This is a genomic window from Mixta gaviniae, assembly GCF_002953195.1.
GTDB lineage: Bacteria > Pseudomonadota > Gammaproteobacteria > Enterobacterales > Enterobacteriaceae > Mixta > Mixta gaviniae.
Map to the genome: position 1 here is coordinate 1,829,808 of NZ_CP026377.1, position 17,770 is coordinate 1,847,577.

Consider the following 17,770-nt stretch of genomic DNA (forward strand, 5'->3'; position numbering starts at 1 on the left):
ATCAAATATCGAAGCGGTAGCCCTGGCCGCGTACGGTGGTGATCACCTCTTGCGGATGCACGGCCTGGATTTTTTTACGCAGTCGTCCCATCAGCACATCGATGGTGTGGCTTTCACGCAGCTCCGCGTCGGGATAGAGCTGCAGCATCAGCGAATCTTTGCTGACCACTTTGCCAACGTTGCGGATCAGGGTTTCGATAATGGTGTACTCAAAGGCGGTCAGCTTAATCTGCCGATCGTGAACCGTCAGCTCGCGGCGCGAGAGATCGATTTGGAACGGCGGCAGGGTGATGATCTGCGACGCAAGGCCGCTGTTACGGCGCATCAACGCCTGCATACGCGCCACCACCTCTTCGATATGAAAAGGTTTGGTCACGTAGTCGTCGGCGCCCGCTTCCAGCGCTTCCACTTTCGCCTGCCAGCCTTCGCGCGCCGTTAGCACCAAAATCGGCTGTTTAACATCCTGTCCGCGCCAGCGGCGGATCAATGCCATGCCGTCTTCATCGGGCAGGCCAAGATCGACCAGCGTAATATCGGGAGAGTGTTCAGCCAGAAAATAATCCGCTTCTTTCGCATCTTCCGCGGCATCGACCTGATGGCCCATTTCACGCAGCTGTACCGACAGGTGGTGGCGCAGCAGGGCGTTATCCTCAACAACCAAAACGCGCATAGTCTTTCCTTTACAAGTCATTCAGCGCTGAGTATAGGAGAGTGCAGATAAACCGCGCATTAACGCAGCTGCAATCCCGCACGGACGCGTGGCGCCCGCGCGGGAGAGGCGGTTATTTCAGGTCGTCGACCATCTGCACCGCGCGGCCGAGGTAGTTGGCCGGGGTCATCTGTTTCAGGCGGGTTTTTTCCTCTTCCGGCAGCGCCAGACTGTCGATAAACGCCTGCATGCCGGCAGCGTCGACGCGTTTGCCGCGCGTCAGCTCTTTCAGCTTCTCATACGGCTTTTCGATGCCGTAACGGCGCATCACGGTCTGGATCGGCTCCGCCAGCACTTCCCAGTTCTGATCCAGCTCCGCCAGCAGGCGGTTGCGGTTCACTTCCAGCTTACTGATGCCTTTTAACGTAGCCTGATAGGCGATCAGCGCATAGCCGACGCCGACGCCGAGGTTACGCAGCACGGTGGAGTCGGTCAGATCGCGCTGCCAGCGGGAAACCGGCAGTTTGGCGGCCAGGTGCTGCATCACCGCGTTCGCCAGGCCGAGGTTGCCTTCGGAGTTTTCGAAATCGATCGGGTTCACCTTGTGCGGCATGGTGGAGGAGCCGATTTCGCCGGCGATGGTTTTCTGTTTAAAGTGGTTTAGCGCGATATAGCCCCAGACATCACGATCGAAATCGATCAGGATGGTATTGAAACGCGCAATGCAGTCAAACAGCTCGGCGATATAGTCGTGCGGCTCGATCTGCGTGGTGTAGGGGTTCCAGCTGATGCCCAGCGAGGTAACAAAGGCTTCGCTCAACTGATGCCAGTCCACTTCCGGGTAGGCGGACATATGCGCGTTATAGTTGCCGACCGCGCCGTTAATTTTGCCGAGGATCTCCACCTGCTCCAGCTGACGCAGCTGGCGCGACATACGGTAGGCGACGTTCGCCATCTCTTTGCCCATCGTCGAAGGCGTGGCGGGCTGGCCGTGGGTGCGTGACAGCAGCGGAATATCACGATACTGCTGCGCCAGATCTTTCACCGCGTCGATCAGTTGGTTCCAGTAGGGCAGGATCACCTCACGGCGCGCGGTTTCCAGCATCAGCGCGTGCGACAGGTTGTTGATATCTTCGGAGGTGCAGGCGAAGTGGATAAATTCGGAGACGGCGTGCAGCGCCGGGACCTCAGCCACTTTCTCTTTCAGAAAATATTCGACCGCCTTCACGTCGTGGTTGGTGGTGCGCTCGATGGTTTTGATGCGCGCGGCGTCGGTTTCGGTGAAATTTTCGACGATAGCGTCAAGGAAAGCGTTTGCGTCGGCGTCAAAAGCAGGAACTTCCTTGATCTCTGCCGTCGCGGCCAGTTTTTGTAACCAGCGAACTTCAACCTGTACGCGGAATTTCAGCAGGCCAAATTCGCTGAAAATGCCGCGCAACGGGCTGACTTTTTCGCCGTAACGACCATCGACAGGTGAGACGGCGGTCAGAGAGGATAATTCCATCAGAGCAACTCCTGGATCGTTAACTTAAGGTCTGGCGTCTGTCGGCCCATCAGGCCGACGGCATACCGGCTAAAATACGTTTCGCCTCACGGGTCAGGCGATTTCGGAAAAACATTAACTGCAGGCGGCCGCCGCCCACCTGCTGCCACAGCACCGCAGAGCGGATGCCGGCCAGCAGGGAGGCGCGAATTTTGCTTTGCACCTGGCTGTTTTGCAGCACCGCAGGCGATCCTGTCACCTGAATGCGTGGGCCGAGCGGGCTAATGACATCAACGTAGATGCCTGCCATCGCGGCAATCAGGGTTTCGGATTCAATATCGTAATGGGTCAGCTGGCGATCGAGCTGGCCGATGCGCTGCGCCAGGGTATTGAGCGCGGTTTTACTGGCGTTCAGCTTTCTTTCCAGCACCATCAGGCTCAGGGTGTAGCGCGTCAGCTCCGCGCCGGCACCCTGGCGGCTGGGATTATTCAGCACCGCCAGCAGCGTCTCCAGGCCGAAGCGCAGATGGCTTTCATCGTTGCCATACACGGCGAGGGTGGAAGAGGGATTAAGATCGAGCAAGCTGCTCAGGGAGGTTTTCAGCGACTGCGCGTCGCACTGGCCCTGATGGGCCAGCTGCTGCGCCAGGTGCGCGGCCTGGCAGATGCCTGCCAGCGCCAGCGTGATATCGTAATAATTTTTAGCCACGGTTACTCCTGTATACCCGCTGGCGCAGCATGGGATGTTATGCCGGCACCAGCGGTAAACGCTGCTCGATGATGCCACCGCCGAGGCAGACTTCGCCCAGATAAAAGACGGCGGACTGGCCTGGCGTGACGGCGGCGACTGGCTGCTCAAAGCGCACCTCGATGCGATCGTCGTCCAGCGGCGTAACGACGCAGGGAATATCTTCCTGACGATAGCGCGTTTTCACTACGCACTGCAGCGGCGCGCGCAGCGGCTGACGGTCAACCCAGTGCAGCTGTTGCGCAATCAGGCCGACAGACATCAGGCGCGGATGGTCGGCGCCCTGCGCCACGATCAGGCGATTATTGGCGACATCTTTATCCACCACGTACCAGGGATTGTCGTTGCTCTCTTTCAGGCCGCCGATGCCGAGGCCTTTGCGCTGCCCCAGCGTATGGTACATCAGACCCTGATGCTCGCCCACGGTCTGGCCATCGACCGTGACGATTTCGCCCGGCTGCGCCGGCAGATAACGGCCGAGAAAATCGCGGAATTTGCGCTCGCCGATAAAGCAGATGCCGGTGGAATCTTTTTTCTTCGCCGTTACCAGCTCCAGATCTTCCGCGATACGGCGCACTTCCGGCTTCGACAGCTCGCCGACCGGGAACAGGCTCTGGGCGATCTGCTGGTGGCTGAGCGTATAGAGGAAGTAGCTCTGGTCTTTATTGCCATCGAGGCCGCGCAGCAGCTGGCTCTGGCCGTTGCTGTCCTGGCGGCGCACATAGTGGCCGGTGGCGATAAAGTCGGCGCCGAGATCTTCCGCCGCGAACTCAAGGAACGCCTTAAATTTGATCTCTTTATTGCAGAGAATATCGGGGTTCGGCGTGCGGCCGGCCTTGTACTCTTCAAGGAAATGCTCGAAGACGTTATCCCAGTATTCGGCGGCGAAGTTAACTTTATGCAGCTTCATGCCGAGTTTGTCGCAAACCGCCTGGGCATCGGCCAGATCGTCCGCGGCGGTGCAATACTCTTCGCCGTCGTCCTCCTCCCAGTTTTTCATAAACAGACCTTCCACCTGATAGCCCTGCTGCTGCAGTAACCAGGCGGAAACGGAGGAATCGACGCCGCCGGACATTCCGACGATCACTTTTTTCTGGCTGTTGTCAGACATGACACACTCACGACAAGGAACAAAAACAGGCGGCGTATTCTAGCACGCGTCAGGCGGGGGCGCATCCCCGCCGCGCGGCTTGCGCCGCGGGAAAGCCATTATCGATAAATCCGCACCAGCGACAGCGGGTAACGCACGCCGCTCTGCCAGATGCGTACGCTCTCCGCCACCAGCGGCGAACGCAGGTGATCCGCCGCCAGGATCTGCTGCGGCGACAGCCACCAGCAGCGGTCGATATCGCTGTCTTGCGGTTGCGTTGGCAGGCGCGCCGGCAGATCGACAGCAAACAGAAAGCGGAGAAAGGGCGTGTTGTCCGGCGCGGTCCACTGCTGCACGCCAAGAAAATGCGTCATCTCCGCCTGGATGCCGGTCTCTTCATACAGCTCGCGGCTGGCGGCCTCCAACAGGCTCTCTTCCGCTTCGAGATGGCCGGCGGGCTGATTCCAGGTCGCTTTGCCGTTGACGGTTTCCTCCACCACCAACAGTTCGCCTTCCGCCTGCACCATACAGGCGACGGTCACGTGTGGTTTAAACATCGGCAGCTCCTCTAGGCTTAAAATTGGTCGGTAACGTCACGCCATTCACCCTGTGCCAGGCCGTCCAGCGTCAGCGACGCCATGCCGTAGCGGATCAGCCGCAGCGTCGGAAAGCCGATATGGGCGGTCATGCGGCGCACCTGACGGTTGCGCCCTTCATACAGGGTGATTTTCAGCCAGCTGGTCGGGATCGCTTTACGCTCGCGGATCGGCGGCTGACGCGGCCAGAGCCAGGCAGGTTCCGCCACCTTTTCGACGCCGGCGGGCAGGGTGGGGCCATCTTTCAGATTAACGCCATCGCGCAGCGCCTGCAGCGCGCGGTCGTCGGGCTCGCCTTCCACCTGTACGTAGTAGATTTTGCTGGTGCGTTTGCCCGGCTGCGTCAGCTTCGCCTGCAGCGCGCCGTCATTGGTCAGTACCATCAGGCCTTCGCTGTCGCGGTCCAGGCGGCCTGCGGCGTATACGTCGCCGACCGGAATGAAATCTTTCAGCGTGGCGCGGCCCGCTTCGTCGGTGAACTGCGGCAGCACGTCATAGGGTTTGTTAAAAACGATCACACGGCGCGGCCCTTTATGGGGTGGCGGCGGGGTAGCAGTACGGCTGAATCGTTTAACGTTGTGATTCTTAACGACAGTTTTACGCATGAGCTTTGCACTTGAGGGTAATGAGCGCATTATAACGCGAAATCGAGATGATTGGCGCGACGGCAATATTCAAGTAGTATTGACGCGCATCTTACAAATCATTAACAAAAAAGCGCTCGAAGGAGAGGTTAATGGAAAGCAAAGTAGTTGTTCCGGCGGAAGGTCAGAAAATCACTCTTGACGATCAGGGCAAACTGGTTGTGCCTGCTAATCCGATCATCCCTTATATCGAGGGTGACGGCATTGGTGTGGACGTCTCCCCTGTTATGATCAAAGTGGTTGATGCCGCTGTGAAAAAAGCCTACAACGGCGAGCGAAAAATTTCCTGGATGGAAATTTACACCGGTGAAAAATCTACCCAAGTGTATGGCCCGGACGTGTGGCTGCCGGAGGAGACGCTTGACCTGATTAAGGATTATCGCGTTGCCATCAAAGGCCCGTTGACGACGCCGGTTGGCGGCGGTATCCGTTCTCTTAACGTTGCGCTGCGTCAGCAGCTGGACCTGTACATCTGCCTGCGTCCGGTACGCTACTATCAGGGCACCCCAAGCCCGGTAAAACGTCCGCAGGATACCGATATGGTGATCTTCCGTGAAAACAGCGAAGACATCTATGCCGGCATCGAGTGGAAAGCGGGCACCCCGGAAGCGGATAAAGTGATCAAGTTCCTGCGCGAAGAGATGGGCGTGAACAAGATTCGCTTCCCGGAACAGTGCGGCATCGGCGTGAAGCCTTGCTCAGAAGCGGGCACCAAGCGCCTGGTGCGCGCGGCGATTGAATACGCCATCACCAACGATCGCGACTCTGTGACCCTGGTTCACAAAGGCAACATCATGAAGTTCACCGAAGGCGCGTTTAAAGACTGGGGCTACCAGCTGGCACGCGAAGAGTTCGGCGGCGAACTGTTGGACGGCGGCCCGTGGGTGAAAATCAAGAACCCGAACACCGGCAAAGAGATCGTTATTAAAGACGTGATCGCCGATGCGTTCCTGCAGCAGATCCTGCTGCGTCCGGCGGAGTATGATGTTATCGCCTGTATGAACCTGAACGGCGACTACATCTCCGACGCCCTGGCGGCGCAGGTTGGCGGCATCGGCATCGCGCCGGGCGCGAACATCGGCGACGAGTGCGCGCTGTTTGAAGCGACGCACGGCACCGCGCCGAAATACGCAGGCCAGGACAAAGTGAACCCGGGCTCCGTTATCCTTTCTGCGGAAATGATGCTGCGCCACATGCAGTGGTTCGAAGCCGCAGACCTGATTGTTAAAGGCATGGAAGGCGCAATCGCCAACAAGACCGTGACCTATGACTTCGAACGTCTGATGGAAGATGCTAAGCTGCTGAAATGTTCAGAGTTTGGTGACGCGATTATCAGCAATATGTAATCGCTGATTAATCACATCAAGCCAACATAAAATGTTAAATTTATGTTGGCTTTTTTATTGGTGTTTTTCCTCAAAACTTTCCCAAAACTTTTCCCCAAAACTGTATAAAAAACATACACGCTAAAGCGCTATTTTTATCCACTCCTTACATCGATCATCATGGTATTTTGCCGTTTGTTGGGCTGATTTATGACCCAGCAGTTTTGCGTATCGACCCCCTGTTTTTCGTATAACCGCTCCGCCAGCGAACGTCATTTATGCGTCGACTGAAGCCGCGCCGTGGTGGTGTGAAAGTACCTGCGGTGGGTAAAAAAACAGGCATGCGAAGATTGCGGCAAGCCTGCCGACGACCCGCACCACCTGATCGGACATGGGCAGGGAAGAATGGCGACCAAAACGCATGATTTATTTTCTGTCCCGCTGTGCCGCGGCTATCACCGGCGGCTGCATGACGACCCACGGCAATTTGAGAGCAAACACGGCAGCCAGCTGGAGCTGGTGATCAAAACAACAGGCCGCGCGCTGGCGCTTGGGGTTATTGCATAAATGACCGAACTATATTTAATAAGGAACCAGAAATACCAGTAAAAGCGGTACACCTATTGAGAAAGTGAGCGAATCAACCAGCTTTTTCTTCGTGTGAAAGCTTTCCAGGCCTATCGTAGTGCAGGGAAAAGCCCTTTGATCGAGGGATCGGATAGGGTTTTGTGATAAGGTTCAATAATTAATGGAAAATAATTAGCGATTTCAAACAATAAACAAAGTAAAAACGAACCTGTTAGCAAATAACTGGTCGTAATAACACTTTATTTCCGTTATCCCCGCCTCATTAATAATCTTGACAAATTTTTATCTGTGTTTTAATTAATTCATTGCATCATGTGGTTCATGTTAAATATCAATTTGAGAGGGATTTAATTATGAGAATGCTAATAAATAACGACATTAAATTGGTAACTGGAGCAGGTGCCAATACTGCTACAGAGTATGTCGGCCATATGAAAAATGCAGATAAATACGCAGGGGGAAGTGGAAGCGGGAATAAAGGTGGCGGATTCTATACCAGCCAGGGCGTGGTGGATTGTAATAATGGCATCATCGGCGGGGTCATAATGGGTGCGTATGGCCTCGGTTGGGGAATGGCCCTGGGAGTGGTAGGCGGTGCATTGGCTGGAGGGTGTTTTAAAACCGAAGGCGGAAATGGGGCCGGTGGCGGAAGCGGATCCAACGGTTCAAATTGTAACGACGGTGGCTGCAGCTGGTAAATGAAAACGGAAATCATCAATGCAATACGCATTTTTGTTGGAATACTCTTCGCGTCTTCACTGCTAAGTGGCGCAGGTGTTATGTTCAACTCATGGTATTCACTGCCTCGTGATTTTTCTAATTTTTTTGTAATGATATTTTGTATGCTTGGAGTGATTGTCACAATCCAGAAAATCACGGATTTCATATTTCATAAAAAGTGAATACCTCCTGCCTTTACCCCAGGCTCGCGTCGACGGGCCTTTTTCATATCCGCGCTCCGGCGTTTAATAACATTATGAGAATCGATCATGGCTGAGCCGCTGACTGCGGGCAGCGTAACGGCGGTGAGCTTATCAGATGATGCACTGATAGCTCATGCCAATGCTGCCCGGAATGCGCAATCGCCAACCGTGACCTATGATTTCGAACGTCTGATGGAAGATGCTAAAGGGATTACGGCTGGTCGATGATGCCCAGGCGGCCGGGGTTGACGCGCTGCGGTTGCCGCCTGTTTCGTATCAGAAGCTAACTGACAATGAGGTTTTCGGCCTGTTTGACCTTTACGTCCCCTGTCAGACCCGGACATTGCAGAGGTTGTCGCGGTGATTCGACAGCTTGAGCTGAAATAGGCCATAGCAGATCCCGCTTCAGCCCCTGTGCGGCCTGATCTGTGGAGAAGGGCGGCTTTGAGCGAAAAGCGGACATCAAACCGGGCTTTTTTCAGTAGCTAACATAGTCGGCAGCTCGCTTACCAGTTTATCGATGGCCAGCCTGATTTTGAGAGGCAAATAGGGCGTTCGCGACCAGACGGCATACACCGGCTGGCTTTCAGAAGGCCAGTTTTTTAATATCTGTGTCAGACTCCCACAGATAAGCTGGCGCCGCACAAGCCAGTCAGGCAACCAGGCAATGCCGCCGCCCGCAACGGCAATATCTTTCACCGCCTGCATATCATCCATCATAAGTCTGGCAGACGGCGTCACTTCATAAATTTCACCATGTTCATTTTTAACACGCCATTTCAGTATGCGTCTTGAATGGATGTAAGCAACGGTCGCATGCTGCTTAAGTTCTTCGGGTGAAACAGGCTCGCCGGCCTGGCGGAGATAATCAGGAGAAGCGCAGAAAACCATAGTATGCGAGGCCAGCTTACGGGCTATCAGGCTGCTGCTCTCAGTCAGCGTACCAATTCTTACGGCCAGATCAAATCCTTCTGCCGGCAGGTCCACCTGGCGATCGCTGAACGACATTTCCAGCTCAAGCCCGGGGTTTTCTGTTGCGAGCGCAGACAGTAAAGATGAAACACAGTGGAGTCCGAATAGCACCGGAACGGATACTCTTAATTTCCCGCTTGCCCGAAGCTTGCCGCCTTCCAGCATATCCTCTGCCAGGCTGATTTCATCCAGCGCCCGGCGACAGGCTTCATAATAAAGCGAGCCTTCATCAGTCAGGCTCTGGCGTCGGGTTGTGCGGTTAAAAAGGGTAACGCCCAGTCTGTCTTCAAGTCGGGATATAGCTTTCGCCACTGCCGAGCGCGTGACGTGCAGTCTTTCTGCAGCCTGAGAAAAACTCGTTGATTCGGCGGCGGCCAAAAAAACAGGAATCGTGTTCATTTCGCTTTTCATATTGTTTCCTGAAGAGAATCAATGAAGCGAAATATTATCGCCACTGTCATCTGGCTGGCAATGTTAGGATTTTGTCTGTCCTTTACTACTCACACAGGAGTCTTCATGAACCCTACAATGAAACGCTGGACGTTAAGCGAAACCGGACGCCAGAATCTGAAACTCATTGACGCAGAAATACCTCAGCCCGGCCCGAACGAAGTGCTGGTTCGGGTTAATGCCGTTTCCCTTAATTTCCGTGACAAAGTCATTATTGACGGCGGGATGGGCAAGGGTATGGCAATGCCCCTTACGCCGGGCTCTGATATGGCTGGCGTCATTGAAGCGGTGGGACCGGGTACAACCCGTTTCAGCGAAGGCGATCGTGTTATTTCATCTTTCAACGCAGACTGGGTTGACGGCAAGCTGAATAACAATGCTAAAAATCCGCACTACAACACATTAGGCTATGCGCTTCAGGGGGTACTGGCCGAATATGTGGTCATGAGTGAAGAGTGGCTGGTCAGAGCCCCTCAATCGCTCACCGAAGCTGAGGCCAGCACATTAGTCTGTGCAGGACTGACGGCCTGGTTTGCTCTGATTGAACGCGGCGGCCTTCGCGCCGGCGAAACTGTACTGGTGCAGGGAACCGGTGGGGTGTCGCTTTTTGCACTTCAGATAGCTAAGGCGATGGGGGCTGAAGTATTTATTACCTCATCCAGCGATGAGAAGCTGGCCGCTGCAGCAGCGCTCGGTGCCGATCACGGTATTAACCGTAAAAAAGAGGACTGGGTCGACGCCATTTATCGCCTGACAAACGATCGGGGTATTGATCACGTTATGGATACAGTAGGTGGTCGTAACTTTGCAGATTCTATTCGCGCCGTCGCTTCGCATGGGCGTATCTCGCTGATCGGTATGATGGACGTACACGATACCTCAGCGCCAGGGGGATTACTGCTGCTTAAATCCCCTACCATTCAGGGGATCGGCGTTGGTCACCGCAGGGCGCTGGAAGATCTGGTTCGGGCCGTTGATGGGGTCAATCTGAAACCGGTTATCGACAAATCTTTTTGCTTTGACGAACTCCCGGAGGCGCTTAAGCTGCTTGACCAGGGTGCGTTCGGGAAAATTGTTATCAACGTGGGCTGATATATCAGGCTTCAAAAAATTCCGGCAGGGTTGCCCTGAAAACACCTCTGCCGCTTGCACTTGCCACCGACCCTGATAATTTTTATTGCAGTATTCATTTTAACGTCTGCTTCTGGCACATAGCGGACGGCTGGAACAACCGCAGGCAGAAGCAGGCTACCAGAGGTTTCTGTAGGCGGGGGAACAGGACGAGTTGTTGTGCCTGCGCCGTGGAAAATCCCCGGTGTTAAACGAGTGGGTACCAGAAATCTGAAATGAAAAATGAAATAAAAGAGACGGTAATCGGGATGACTAACATACTCTCCTCAGAAAATGAGGGTGCATGGGTGAAAATATTCGAACCCCATACATAACCCTGTGTCATCAAATCCTGACAAAAGCCAATCCCTGCATATGCGTGCATTAATGACAGACTGGTTTTTTACAAACGCGTTGGCGACTCGCGATCGAGCGCGGCTTCCGCTACTTTCAAACCGCTTAGCTTAAACAGGGAGATGTGATGCATACCGCAAATATCCGTGCAATGATCGGCGGGACGCTTTTATTGATGTCACTCTTAGGCCCGGCCTCCGCAGCTCAGTCTCTGCCTATCCCTTCAGCACCCCCGAACTCGCAGCGTATCTCTGTACAGACACAAGGTTCAGGAACGGATGTCATATTGATTCCGGGGCTGGCGTCGTCTCGCGAAGTGTGGGCTGACTTAGCATCACGTTTACGTACGAGCCACCGTGTTCATCTGGTAGAACTTGCGGGTTTTGCAGCTACACCCGCCATTTCCAACCCAGAAGGAAAGGTCATCGCTCCGGCAGCGGATGCCCTCGCTGAATACATCCAGACCCGACACCTCAAATCACCGGTGATCATTGGCCATTCTCTCGGTGGAGAGATGGCATTGATGTTGGGGGCCCGTCATCCCGATCAGGTTGGTCGCCTGATAATCGTCGATGCTTTGCCATTCTATACGTTGATGATTGACCCTGCGGCGACCAGTGAAACTGCTGCCCGGCATGCCACTGCTATGCGGGATTGGCTACTGGCGCAGTCGCCAGCGCAAAGCCTGGCGTTTCAGAAGACCTCCATCGCCCACTTAGCTAAAAGCGAGGCAGTGAGACCTGCTCTGGTGGCTGCGGGGATCCATTCTGATCGCAAAACCGTTGCGGATGCAGTGTATGAATTGATGACGACCGATTTGCGTCCCGAGCTTGCCCACATTCATGCGCCGATTGAGATCGTGTATGCGTATGACACCTTATTCGGGGTGCCTGCAGCCAGCGTGGAGGCGATGTATCGTCAAGCCTATGCCTCGGCACCAGATATTCATTTCACGCGTATCGATAACAGTTTTCACTTTGTCATGCTTGATCAGCCAGAACGGTTCTCCAGCGCGGTTGCGTCATTCTTAAATAAATAAAGGATGCTGAGGGGCACCTTACGTCGACGTGACGGCAGCTTCTAAAATCCGCCCGGGAGAGAGCAATGCAATGAGGTAAAGAAACAGCACCTTCGCTGGGCGTAGGCTCCTGCGGCTCAGGCGGCCTTTGGCTGACGTATTGCTGAAAGTCACGTCGAGAGGTCATTGTGGGGAGTGTGAAGGGTGGCGTGACCTTTACGGTAAGTGAGCTGAACGATGCTCTGCCAGGGCAGTCGCACGCTGGCGCAGGCTCCTGGAGATAACGGCCGAAATTGAGCTGAAGCGGCGGTTCAACAGGCGGTATGGCGCAAATATTGTGAAGGCGCGCGATCCGGAACATCGGCCATGAACGGGAAAATCGCTCAAGCGATAGCTCAGCCAGGGCATGATAGCATCCAGAAAATGAGCCGCCTTTTCCGTTAACGGAGGGGCCAGCTGTATCAGGTAAGGCAGGAGAGATCACATGTTGATGTACACCACGATTGGAACCAACAATTTAGATCGTATGGTTACTTTCTATGATGCGATTTTTGCTGAGCTGGGGATATCACGCATTCCCTCATGGGCTGAAGGTTGGGCCACATGGGGGAACCCTTAGGGGAAGGTTTTAGTTTTTGCATTTGCCATCCCTTTAATAAGAAAAAGGCCACGGCCGGGAATGGCACCCTGTTTTCGTTCAGCGCTAAAAGCGCAGAGCAGGTCAGGAAATTCCATACGGCGGGGCTGCGCAACGGCGGCAGCGATGAAGGGCAGCCCGGTGTCAGAGAAGCTTATGGGCCTGATTTCTACGTTGCATACCTTCTTGATCCTGATGGACATAAGTTGGCATGTGTCTGTTATCCTTTTCATCCTGAAGAGGATAACGCGGGGCAGCCGTGAGTTATGGGGTAGGGATAACAGAATGCGCTTAATCACGGTTGAGCAAGCCCGGCATCGTTATGCTTAATCCCCGGAGCCGCCGCGCGTAGAGGGTTTGCGCCGTCATATTTTTTAGCAAGAGACCGCCGGAGGGTTCGGTTTATAAGAAGCCTCCGCCAGGTATTCAACGAAATATCAGAGACTGGTGAGCGGCAGCGCCTGTACGGGCGCCATCACCCACGGCGATGGCGACATTGCCTGCACCTACCGCCGCATCCCCGCAGGCAAAAACCCCAGCAACGGTCGTTTCACGCATCGCATCAACCCGAATAAATTTACCGGTCGGCCCGGCTTCAAATTCACATCCGAGCTGCGCGGCTAAGGGGCAATGGATATGTGTCCGGGGTTGAATAAACAGCCCTGCAAGTTTGATTTTGCGGCCGCTGACGAGGGTCACCTCAGCTTGCTCTTCGCCGACTGATAAAACCGGCTCCTCTTCTACCGTCACGCCTCGCCTGGCCAGATTCGCCAGCTGTTCGGCATCCGGTTCGAACGCCTTATTGAGAAAAAGTGTTGTTGGTCCCCAGTCGGGGAGCATTAACGCCTGATGAATGGCAAATGGCGACGTTGCCAGAACGCCTGTTTTCCCGCCTTCCAGTTCATACCCATGGCAATAGGGACAATGAAAAACCTTCTTGCCCCATAGCGTTGCCAGTCCGGGAATATCTGGCAATTCATCTTTCACCCCCGTAGCCAGGATTAAGCGCCGGGCCGCAAACTGCTCCCCGGACTCGGCTGTTACGACATACACATTTTTGCCCGCCTGTGCCTGAACGGCGGCTTGAGAAATCCACGTTACCGTGGGATAAGCCAGAAGCTGGTCTTTTGCCTCACTGGCTACTATCGCAGGGTGATAACCGTCCCGCCCTAAGAATCCGTGTGAATGGTCAGCAAAACGGTTACGGCGCTGACCGGCATCCATGATTAATAGTTTACGGCGCGCCCGTGCCAGCTGCAGGCCAGCGGAAATCCCGGCGTAGCTGCCGCCAACAATAATTACGTCATAAATCATATTTTTCTCCTGAAAGCGTCGAAGGCCCGAATGATATCTTGATACAACATAAGTTACTTGAAGTTGAGGTGTCAACACTCTCGTAACTTATGCTGTATCGAGTTATGCTCACCGGAATTACTTCAGGAAGCCGATCGCTATGAGAAATGACACACGCCTGTCCCGCATGCTGCACGTCTTGATCCACATGTCCCGGCATGAGCGGCCTGCCACCTCGGATAGCATCGCGCAGATGCTTAACACTAACCCCGTCGTGATCCGACGAACCATGGCGCTGCTTAAAGAGAAAGGCTATGTCCGCTCAGAAAAAGGGCATCGGGGGGGCTGGTCGTTAGCGAAACCGCTAGCGGATATCACCTTACTGGATATCCATGAAGCCCTGGGATCGGCTTCGATATTTGCCATAGGTTTGTCGACCGATCATCCGGAATGCCTGGTCGAACAGGCAGTAAACGCGGCGTTAACCGAAGCGTTTGACGCCGCGCAGGCGCTGCTTTTAAGCCGTCTGGAAAGCGTAACGCTTGAACAGTTAGCCAGCGATTTCGGGCAACGTTACCTGAACCTGTGAATCCCTTCGGAGCTTTCACAGAATAGATCATACGACGGTGCGCTCCTGGCGCCGACCGCCCCGTTCAGGCCATACGACAGGCGCAGCGAACCGGCCTTATCACTGTTGATGTGGCCGGGAAGTGCTGTGCAGTGACGCTTCGCATGGTGTGGTAAAGGTCATCAGCAGGAAGAGAAAGCATACGGTTTGCCCGCGCGTTTTACGCATTGACACTGAATTCTTCGTCATGCATATTGTTACGTTATAACATAACGTATATGTGAAATGATGAAATTAATCCTTCCTGTGTTTATATCGGCACTGGTGTCGTTTTCACCGATTGAGGCGAATGCCGCCAGCTACCCGCTGACGATTGAAAACTGCGGCGTTGAAGAGACATTTAAGCACGCCCCGATGCGCGTGGTGACCATTGGTCAGCACGAAACGGAACTGATGCTGGCGCTGGGGCTAAAAGAAAAAATTGTGGCTACATCTGTGTGGTTTGGCGCATTACCCGACGATTTAAAACAGCAGGGTGAACATCTGAAGCGACTCGCTGAGAATGCGCCCGGATTCGAAGCTGTCGCTGCCCAGCGTCCGGAACTTGTTCTTGCCCAATACAGCTGGCACGTCGGCCCGCAGGGCGAGGTCGCCACGCGGCAGCAGTTTGAACAGTTGGGTATCAAAACCTGGATTTCGCCAGCTGACTGCACAGCAAAAACAGTGACTGCCGCCTCCAACGGCGATGGCGCACGCACAGAACCTTACTCAATCAATATTATTTTTGATGAAATCACGGCGCTGGCGCGCATTTTTAATCAGCCCGCCCGCGGCGAGGCGCTGAAGCAGGCGCTGTTTGCACGCATTACCGCCGCCCGACAGCAGCATCGTACGCAGCCGCAAGCGCCACTTAGCGTTGTTTACTGGTTTTCAAGCCCACGCCTGAAAGGCGATCCATGGGTAGCAGGCAATAAAGGGGCCCCGGGCTGGATCAGCAAAACGTTGGGGCTGACGAATATCATCGATTCTGACGAGGAATGGCCTGCGGTAACGTGGGAACAGATCGTCAAGGCGCAGCCTGACATCATTGTTATCGCCAGTATGGACAGGCGGCTATATCCTGCCGATGACATCGCGACTAAAAAACGGTTTCTGGAAACCGATCCCGTGACGCGCGAAATGCCTGCGGTCAGAAAAGGCCATATTGTGGTGGTGCCGGCCATGTCGCTCAATCCGTCCTTACGGAACGTAGAAGCGGTAGAGCTGATTGGGCAGCAGCTTGCTGCTTTCGCGCGCTCCCGATGACCAGCCAGCCTGCTTTTTACTGGCGAACCGGCCTGATAATTTTTACCGGTATCCTGAGTCTGCCGGTAATGATGACGCTGGCTGCTGCCAGCGGCGATATGCCGGTGAGTTTTGCCACGGCCGCCCGTGCGATAACCAACGGCCTGGGTATCACGCACTTCGATCTGCCTGCGGTCGAAGCCGGGATTGTCTGGCAGTACCGTATGAGTCGTGCGTTGATGGCAGCCAGCAGCGGCGGGGGGCTGGCATTATGCGGACTGGTTCTGCAGTCGCTGTTACGTAACCCGCTTGCCGATCCTTATTTGCTGGGCATCTCTGCCGGCGCCTCAACAGGCGCCGTCAGCGTAATGCTGCTGGGTATTGGCAGCGGCGCCGTCACGACAGGATCCGGGGCGTTTATCGGCGCCTGTATCGCTTTTATGCTGATCGTACTGTTATCGGGCGGCATGCGCGAGAACACCGCACGTATCATTCTGGCCGGTATTGCCGGCACGCAGCTGTTTAACGCGCTAACTTCTTACATTGTCAGTACGGCGGCCAATGCCGAACAGTCGCGCGGCGTGATGTTCTGGCTGCTGGGTAGCCTGAGCGGCGTTCGCTGGGCTGATGCGCTGCTGTGCTTTGCCGTGGTCGTCATGGGGTTGCTGGTAGCGATCGGCTATGCCCGCTCACTCGATACCTTTAACTTTGGCACTGACGTCTCCGCGACGCTTGGCACGCGTGTGCTGCTGGTGCGCGTTATTTTATTGCTGACCACCGCGTTGATGACTGCGGTTATCGTCAGCGTCATCGGTGCTGTGGGCTTTGTCGGTCTGGTCATTCCGCACATAACACGCATGATGGCCGGGCATCGCCATCTGGTAACGATACCGATCGCTTTTCTTGCCGGATGCCATTTTATGATCCTTGCAGACCTGATATCACGCACCCTGATCGCTCATCAGGTTTTGCCGATTGGCGTGGTGACGTCGCTGATCGGCGCGCCTGTTTTTGCCCTGATCCTCTACCGCAACCGGGAGAAATAATGATGCATGTCGTGGTTGATAAGCTAAGCGTGACGCTTCAGGCGCGCCGCGTGTTATCTGATATCAGTTTTGTGGCGCAGCGATCGCAAACCGTGGGGCTGCTCGGCCCTAACGGGTCCGGTAAATCTACGCTGATTCGCGCGATGGCTGGCGTCCAGCCCTGCGCTTACGCGGGAGTGAACATTGGCGGCAAGCAGACAAGTAACCTGAGCCGACGCCAGCTTTCCCGCACGCTTGCTTTTGTGCCGCAGCACGCCGAGGCGGAGGCGGAGATGCGCATTATTGATATTGTTCGTCTCGGCCGCACGCCGCATCGCAATGCATTCACGCCATGGCGTCAGGCCGATGAGAATGCCGTACAACAGGCGCTCTCGATGATGAAGCTTGAGGCTCTGGCCCACCGCCCCTGGCAGCGGCTGTCAGGCGGTGAGCGGCAGCGCTGCCAGATAGCCCGTGCGCTTACACAGCAGCCGGATATTCTGCTGCTGGATGAGCCGATCAATCATCTGGATATACAGTTTCAGCTGGAGCTGATGCGTCTTATTTCTGCGCTGCCGGTTACGGTGATCGTGGCCTTACACGATCTCAATCTGGCGGCAAAATATTGCCAGCATCTGGTGGTGCTGCATGACGGTCAGGTTGTGGCATCCGGCGAGCCTGCTGCGGTGCTGACTCCGGCGCTGATTCAGGCGACCTGGCAGGTCGATGCAACCATTTATCGCGACCGGGGGGAATGACCATCCAGTACGCCTGAGATAAGGCGCATGAGAAATCATCATTAACGGCCTGACTGCATCCCGAATATCCACCGGGAGCAGGCAGGGCGTGATGCGGCATTGGGCGCAGTGCCTGTTGAACTGATTTTTATTTCGTCCTGTCTGTCTGGCGTTATCATGTCCGTAAAATCGCTCTGTACCAGCGCATATGAACCGGACGCTGACTGATACAGGCATTCGGTGGTTATCAGCTCAGCCAGAAACCTGCGCTGCGCC

The 17,770-nt window shown here is 55.0% G+C and carries 18 protein-coding genes and 2 pseudogenes; 11 read left to right on the plus strand and 9 right to left on the minus strand.

Features of this window, described 5'->3' with window-relative positions; genetic code table 11:
• Window position 1: 1 nt before the first annotated feature.
• The 6 genes from phoP to rluE form a co-directional block, all read right to left on the minus strand.
• Window positions 2-670, minus strand: a complete 669-nt coding sequence (phoP, locus tag C2E15_RS08495) for a two-component system response regulator PhoP (RefSeq protein WP_104956982.1) — start codon at window positions 668-670, stop codon at window positions 2-4.
• 112 nt (window positions 671-782) lie between these two features.
• Window positions 783-2,153 carry an adenylosuccinate lyase gene (purB, locus tag C2E15_RS08500; protein ID WP_104956983.1) on the minus strand — a complete coding sequence of 457 codons (1,371 nt, stop codon included), beginning with the start codon at window positions 2,151-2,153 and terminating at the stop codon, window positions 783-785.
• Between the two features lie 49 nt (window positions 2,154-2,202).
• Window positions 2,203-2,841 carry a high frequency lysogenization protein HflD gene (gene hflD / locus C2E15_RS08505; RefSeq protein WP_104956984.1) on the minus strand — a complete coding sequence of 213 codons (639 nt, stop codon included), beginning with the start codon at window positions 2,839-2,841 and terminating at the stop codon, window positions 2,203-2,205.
• A gap of 37 nt (window positions 2,842-2,878) precedes the next feature.
• Window positions 2,879-3,991: a tRNA 2-thiouridine(34) synthase MnmA gene (mnmA, locus tag C2E15_RS08510; protein ID WP_104956985.1), complete on the minus strand. Its 1,113-nt coding sequence runs from the start codon at window positions 3,989-3,991 to the stop codon at window positions 2,879-2,881.
• A gap of 98 nt (window positions 3,992-4,089) precedes the next feature.
• Window positions 4,090-4,527, minus strand: a complete 438-nt coding sequence (locus tag C2E15_RS08515; RefSeq protein ID WP_104956986.1) for an NUDIX domain-containing protein — start codon at window positions 4,525-4,527, stop codon at window positions 4,090-4,092.
• Window positions 4,528-4,544: 17 nt separating this feature from the next.
• On the minus strand, window positions 4,545-5,201 hold the full coding sequence (gene rluE, locus C2E15_RS08520; RefSeq protein WP_104956987.1) for a 23S rRNA pseudouridine(2457) synthase RluE: 657 nt from the start codon (window positions 5,199-5,201) through the stop codon (window positions 4,545-4,547).
• Window positions 5,202-5,302: 101 nt separating this feature from the next.
• Between rluE and icd the strand changes: the two genes are divergently transcribed.
• Window positions 5,303-6,556, plus strand: a complete 1,254-nt coding sequence (gene icd, locus C2E15_RS08525; RefSeq protein WP_104956988.1) for an NADP-dependent isocitrate dehydrogenase — start codon at window positions 5,303-5,305, stop codon at window positions 6,554-6,556.
• Window positions 6,557-6,676: 120 nt separating this feature from the next.
• On the opposite strand, the pseudogene C2E15_RS22325 reads toward icd, so the two are convergent.
• Window positions 6,677-6,807 (minus strand): annotated as a pseudogene (locus C2E15_RS22325) (integrase); the annotation flags it as partial.
• Window positions 6,808-6,847: 40 nt separating this feature from the next.
• Between C2E15_RS22325 and C2E15_RS08535 the strand changes: the two are divergent.
• The 3 genes and pseudogenes from C2E15_RS08535 to C2E15_RS21635 all read left to right on the plus strand — a co-directional run.
• A pseudogene (locus tag C2E15_RS08535) lies at window positions 6,848-7,102 on the plus strand (DUF968 domain-containing protein); the annotation flags it as partial.
• Between the two features lie 374 nt (window positions 7,103-7,476).
• Complete coding sequence (locus tag C2E15_RS08540; protein ID WP_104956989.1) at window positions 7,477-7,821, plus strand: hypothetical protein; 345 nt, start codon at window positions 7,477-7,479, stop codon at window positions 7,819-7,821.
• Window positions 7,822-8,112: 291 nt separating this feature from the next.
• Window positions 8,113-8,274, plus strand: coding sequence for a hypothetical protein (locus C2E15_RS21635; RefSeq protein ID WP_167391847.1), 162 nt, complete (start codon window positions 8,113-8,115; stop codon window positions 8,272-8,274).
• A 234-nt stretch (window positions 8,275-8,508) separates the two neighbouring features.
• Here C2E15_RS21635 and C2E15_RS08555 read toward each other — a convergent pair whose 3' ends face one another.
• Complete coding sequence (locus C2E15_RS08555; RefSeq protein ID WP_104956991.1) at window positions 8,509-9,429, minus strand: LysR family transcriptional regulator; 921 nt, start codon at window positions 9,427-9,429, stop codon at window positions 8,509-8,511.
• Window positions 9,430-9,534: 105 nt separating this feature from the next.
• Between C2E15_RS08555 and C2E15_RS08560 the strand changes: the two genes are divergently transcribed.
• The 3 genes from C2E15_RS08560 to C2E15_RS21640 all read left to right on the plus strand — a co-directional run bounded on the left by C2E15_RS08560 (window position 9,535) and on the right by C2E15_RS21640 (window position 12,850).
• Window positions 9,535-10,560, plus strand: a complete 1,026-nt coding sequence (locus C2E15_RS08560) for a zinc-dependent alcohol dehydrogenase family protein (protein WP_104956992.1) — start codon at window positions 9,535-9,537, stop codon at window positions 10,558-10,560.
• Between the two features lie 499 nt (window positions 10,561-11,059).
• Window positions 11,060-11,971: an alpha/beta fold hydrolase gene (locus C2E15_RS08565; protein ID WP_104956993.1), complete on the plus strand. Its 912-nt coding sequence runs from the start codon at window positions 11,060-11,062 to the stop codon at window positions 11,969-11,971.
• Window positions 11,972-12,553: 582 nt separating this feature from the next.
• The gene (locus C2E15_RS21640) at window positions 12,554-12,850 is read left to right on the plus strand and encodes a VOC family protein (protein WP_245912362.1); all 297 of its coding nucleotides are present in this window, start codon (window positions 12,554-12,556) and stop codon (window positions 12,848-12,850) included.
• A gap of 163 nt (window positions 12,851-13,013) precedes the next feature.
• On the opposite strand, the gene C2E15_RS08575 is transcribed toward C2E15_RS21640, so the two are convergent.
• Window positions 13,014-13,901: an NAD(P)/FAD-dependent oxidoreductase gene (locus C2E15_RS08575; protein WP_104956994.1), complete on the minus strand. Its 888-nt coding sequence runs from the start codon at window positions 13,899-13,901 to the stop codon at window positions 13,014-13,016.
• Between the two features lie 139 nt (window positions 13,902-14,040).
• On the opposite strand from C2E15_RS08575, the gene C2E15_RS08580 reads away from it, so the two are divergent.
• The 4 genes from C2E15_RS08580 to C2E15_RS08595 all read left to right on the plus strand — a co-directional run bounded on the left by C2E15_RS08580 (window position 14,041) and on the right by C2E15_RS08595 (window position 17,515).
• Window positions 14,041-14,469, plus strand: a complete 429-nt coding sequence (locus tag C2E15_RS08580; RefSeq protein WP_104956995.1) for an Rrf2 family transcriptional regulator — start codon at window positions 14,041-14,043, stop codon at window positions 14,467-14,469.
• 264 nt (window positions 14,470-14,733) lie between these two features.
• Window positions 14,734-15,753: an ABC transporter substrate-binding protein gene (locus C2E15_RS08585; protein WP_104956996.1), complete on the plus strand. Its 1,020-nt coding sequence runs from the start codon at window positions 14,734-14,736 to the stop codon at window positions 15,751-15,753.
• Window positions 15,750-16,778: a FecCD family ABC transporter permease gene (locus C2E15_RS08590; protein WP_104956997.1), complete on the plus strand. Its 1,029-nt coding sequence runs from the start codon at window positions 15,750-15,752 to the stop codon at window positions 16,776-16,778. Before C2E15_RS08585 ends, C2E15_RS08590 begins: the two co-directional genes overlap by 4 nt.
• Window positions 16,778-17,515, plus strand: coding sequence for an ABC transporter ATP-binding protein (locus tag C2E15_RS08595; RefSeq protein WP_245912363.1), 738 nt, complete (start codon window positions 16,778-16,780; stop codon window positions 17,513-17,515). Before C2E15_RS08590 ends, C2E15_RS08595 begins: the two co-directional genes overlap by 1 nt.
• The last annotated feature ends 255 nt before the right edge of the window (window positions 17,516-17,770 follow it).